Source organism: Candidatus Infernicultor aquiphilus (genome assembly GCF_002784285.1).
GTDB lineage: Bacteria > Atribacterota > Phoenicimicrobiia > Phoenicimicrobiales > Phoenicimicrobiaceae > Infernicultor > Infernicultor aquiphilus.
Map to the genome: position 1 here is coordinate 1 of NZ_PFKO01000324.1, position 3,621 is coordinate 3,621.

A 3,621-nucleotide genomic window follows, 5' to 3' on the forward strand; every position below is an offset into this window, starting at 1 on the left:
ACCTTTCTGCCTGATCCTTAATGGCCTGAACCAATTTAGGATGACTATACCCCAACGCATTTACTGCTATACCACCAATAAAATCGTAGTATTGCTTTCCTTCCAGGTCCCATACCTTCATACCCTCACCTTTATCTAATACCATTGCTGGTCTGGTATAAGTCGGCATTAAATATTTCTTTTCCTTTTCTATCAATTCTTTAGTCTGCATAATTTTTAAGCCCCCTTACCTTTAGGTTAAATAAATATTCCTAATGATTAATTACCTTAATTTTATTTAGAATTAGCCTGATTAATAAATAATCTCGGTGCCTATCCCGCTATCGGTAAATACTTCCAGTAAAATAGAATGCGGGCATTTACCATTTAAGAGGTGGATCTTTTTTACTCCCCCTTGGAGGGCTTGAATGGCTGCCTCTACTTTGGGGAGCATTCCTTTTTGTACACAGCCTAATTCAATCAATTCTTTCGTCTTATTAATATCAAGACTGTTAATTATAGTCGAAGGGCAAGAAGAATCTTTAAATATCCCATCCACATCAGTTAAAAATATTAACTTTTCCGCTTGTAAAGAAATAGCTATTTGAGCTGCCACAGTATCAGCATTAATATTATATCTTACTCCTTCCTTATCCACCCCTACTGTGGCAATTACCGGAATATAATTCTTTTCCAATAAAATCATTAATATCTCAGGATTGATATTTTCTACTTCTCCCACCAAACCTAATTCAGAGATTTGGTGTTTCTTAACGGTTAAAAGTTGGGCATCCTCTCCACTTAGACCGATGCCTTTCACTCCATTTCCTGGTCCTTCGGAAATAGGAAGGTTAATTTCCGCCACCAAACGAGTATTAATCTTTCCGATTAAGACCATCTCGATTATATCCATGGTCTCTTCATCGGTAACCCTCAATCCATTAATAAATTGGGGGGTCTTGTTCCTTTTTTTCATCTCCTCAGATATTTCTGATCCTCCACCATGAACAATTACCGGCTTCATCCCTACGTATTTTAAAAGAATAATATCCTTTAAAATCTGTTTTTCTAAATTTTTATCCTTCATAGCACTGCCACCATATTTTATTACTATTATCTTACTCCAGAATTTCTTAATATAAGGTAAAGCTTCTAAAAGGATTCCCCCACGTTTATCAATATCTTTTTTTATCATTTATCACACTCCTTTTTTCAATTGACCAATTGACCGATTCACCAATTTACCGGTTAACTAGTTTTCCAATTGCTGTAGGGGTCGGATTTATCCGACCCGTTTTCATTGCGGGTTCGATAAATCGAACCCCTACATATTACTAATTACACATTACTTATCACTGTACTCCACTCGTCACTGTACTAACTGTACTTAGTATTTATCTTCACATAATCATAGGTCAGGTCACATCCCCAAGCAGTAGCATTTTCCTCTCCCATTTTAAGATCAATTACAATTTTAATTTCCTTAGAAGAACCTAAGTATTCATGTATATTCTGCCGAGAAAATTTTAAGGGCTGGCCATTTTCTACAATCTTCTCTTTAAGGTAAAGATCAACTTTATCCGCTACCACTTCGGCACCGCAATATCCAACTGCAGCTAATATTCTTCCCCAATTAGGGTCATTGCCAAAGATGGCGGTCTTTACCAAAGGAGAATTAATCACTGCTTTAGCAACTTTCTTAGCCTCGGCAAAAGAGAGAGCATTTTTTACTTCTACCTCAATCATCTTAGTCGCCCCTTCTCCATCTTTGGCAATACATTTGGCCAAATATTCAACTACAAAATATAGGACATGATAAAATTTATAATAATTATCATCCTTTTCTTCCATCATCCGGTTCTCTGCTAAACCGTTGGCCATTACTATTACCATATCATTGGTACTGGTATCTCCATCAACGCTAATCATATTAAAAGTCTTCTCCACTACCTGCCGTAAAGCTGATTTGAGCAAATCCAGATTAATAGAAACATCGCTAGTAACCAACCCCAACATCGTTGCCATATGGGGATTGATCATCCCCGAACCTTTAGCCATACCGCCAATCCTTACCTCTTTTCCTCCTAAGACAAAATTAACCGCTACCTCTTTTTTACGGGTATCGGTAGTCAGTATTGCCTCTGCTGCCTCTTCGCCCCCGGCATAATCCAGACCAGAAATTACTTTTTCCACTCCCGCCTTTATCTTATTTAAAGGAAGAAATTCTCCAATCTTACCGGTGGAGAATACTGCTACATGTTCTTTTTTAATATTTAAACCTTGTGAAACATAACTGACCGTCTCCCAGGCATCTTTTAAGCCTTTCTCCCCGGTACAGGCATTAGCTATCCCACTATTTATTAACACTGCTTTTAATTTCCCTCCGGAGAGAGATAAATTTTTTTCGGTAACCACTAGTGGAGCAGCCTTAAATTTATTAGTAGTATACATCGCCACTGCATCAGCCAATTTATCCGAATAGATCAAAGCTAAATCTTTTTTATTCAGCCTTATTCCACAGTTAATCCCCGCTGCTTTTATTCCTAGAGGATAGGTTATACCTTCTTTGACCACCTGAAAATCTTTTTTACCCCATCTATCTTCCATCATAATCATCTCCTTTCATTTCTAATTGGTAGGGGTTAAATTAAGCCCACAGGTTTCTAGAAAGCCAGACATAATATTCATATTCTGCACTGCTTGACCTGCTGCACCCTTAAGTAAATTATCGATAACCGAAATTACTTTTATCTTTTCCACTCTCTTATCAATCTTAAATCCAATATCACAATAATTAGTTCCCGCTACAAACTTTACTTCTGGTAAGTTGGGCGGTTCGAATACCCGAACAAAAGGAGTATCTTGGTAAAATTCCTGATAAATCTTCCCTATCTCCATCTCGCTTTTATGGTCATCCTTCAAATCAAGATAACAGGTAGATAAAATCCCTCTATTAATAGGGATAAGATGGGGAGTAAAAGAAACTTTTATACCCTCTTTATGTTGGCTATCTCCTCCAAAATATAGATTAGAAAGCTCCTGTTCGATTTCCGGGATATGATTATGCCCGACAATTTTATAAGCTTTCATATTTTCGTTACATTCCGGAAAATGAAGACCCAACGAAAGGCTTTTCCCCGCACCTGTAACTCCAGATTTAGAATCAATAATAATACCTTGTGGTTCTACCAGTTTAAACTTTAACAAAGGGGCAATCCCTAAAATCACACTGGTAGGATAACAGCCCGGATTTGCCACCAGAAAGGCCTTCTTTATCTTCTGATCATAAAGTTCTGGAAGCCCATACACCGCTTTAGATAACCAATCTTTGCTAATCTGATTATGGCTTTTCTTATACCATTCTTCATAAAGTAGAGGATCTTTTAAACGGTAGTCCGCACTTAAATCGACTACTTTTATCCCCTTCTCTAATAACTTGGGCACTATCTCCATAGAGACTGTATGAGGTAGAGCAGTAAAGACCAGCTCAGAATCAGGGGCAATCAGTTCTAGGTCCATATCTATCAACCTGCTATCCAGCTGACCTAAAAGCTCAGGAAATACCTCTGCCAGTTTCTTTCCCGCAAAGGTGGAAGAAGTCAGATGAACCAACTCCACCTTCTGATGATGTACTAAAATCTT

General features: G+C 37.8%; 4 protein-coding genes. All 4 read right to left on the reverse strand.

The window, feature by feature from the left end:
• Nucleotides 1–211, reverse strand: a 211-nt coding sequence (locus COZ07_RS09010) for an aminotransferase class III-fold pyridoxal phosphate-dependent enzyme (protein ID WP_406608231.1), incomplete at its 3' end; no start/stop codon positions are given.
• 81 nt (nt 212–292) lie between these two features.
• Complete coding sequence (gene argB / locus COZ07_RS09015; RefSeq protein WP_406608232.1) at nt 293–1,174, reverse strand: acetylglutamate kinase; 882 nt, start codon at nt 1,172–1,174, stop codon at nt 293–295.
• Nucleotides 1,175–1,356: 182 nt separating this feature from the next.
• Entirely contained in the window at nt 1,357–2,589 is a 1,233-nt protein-coding gene (argJ, locus tag COZ07_RS09020; RefSeq protein ID WP_406608233.1) for a bifunctional glutamate N-acetyltransferase/amino-acid acetyltransferase ArgJ, read from the reverse strand.
• Between the two features lie 18 nt (nt 2,590–2,607).
• The coding region (gene argC, locus COZ07_RS09025; protein WP_406608234.1) for an N-acetyl-gamma-glutamyl-phosphate reductase at nt 2,608–3,621 on the reverse strand (1,014 nt) is incomplete at its 5' end.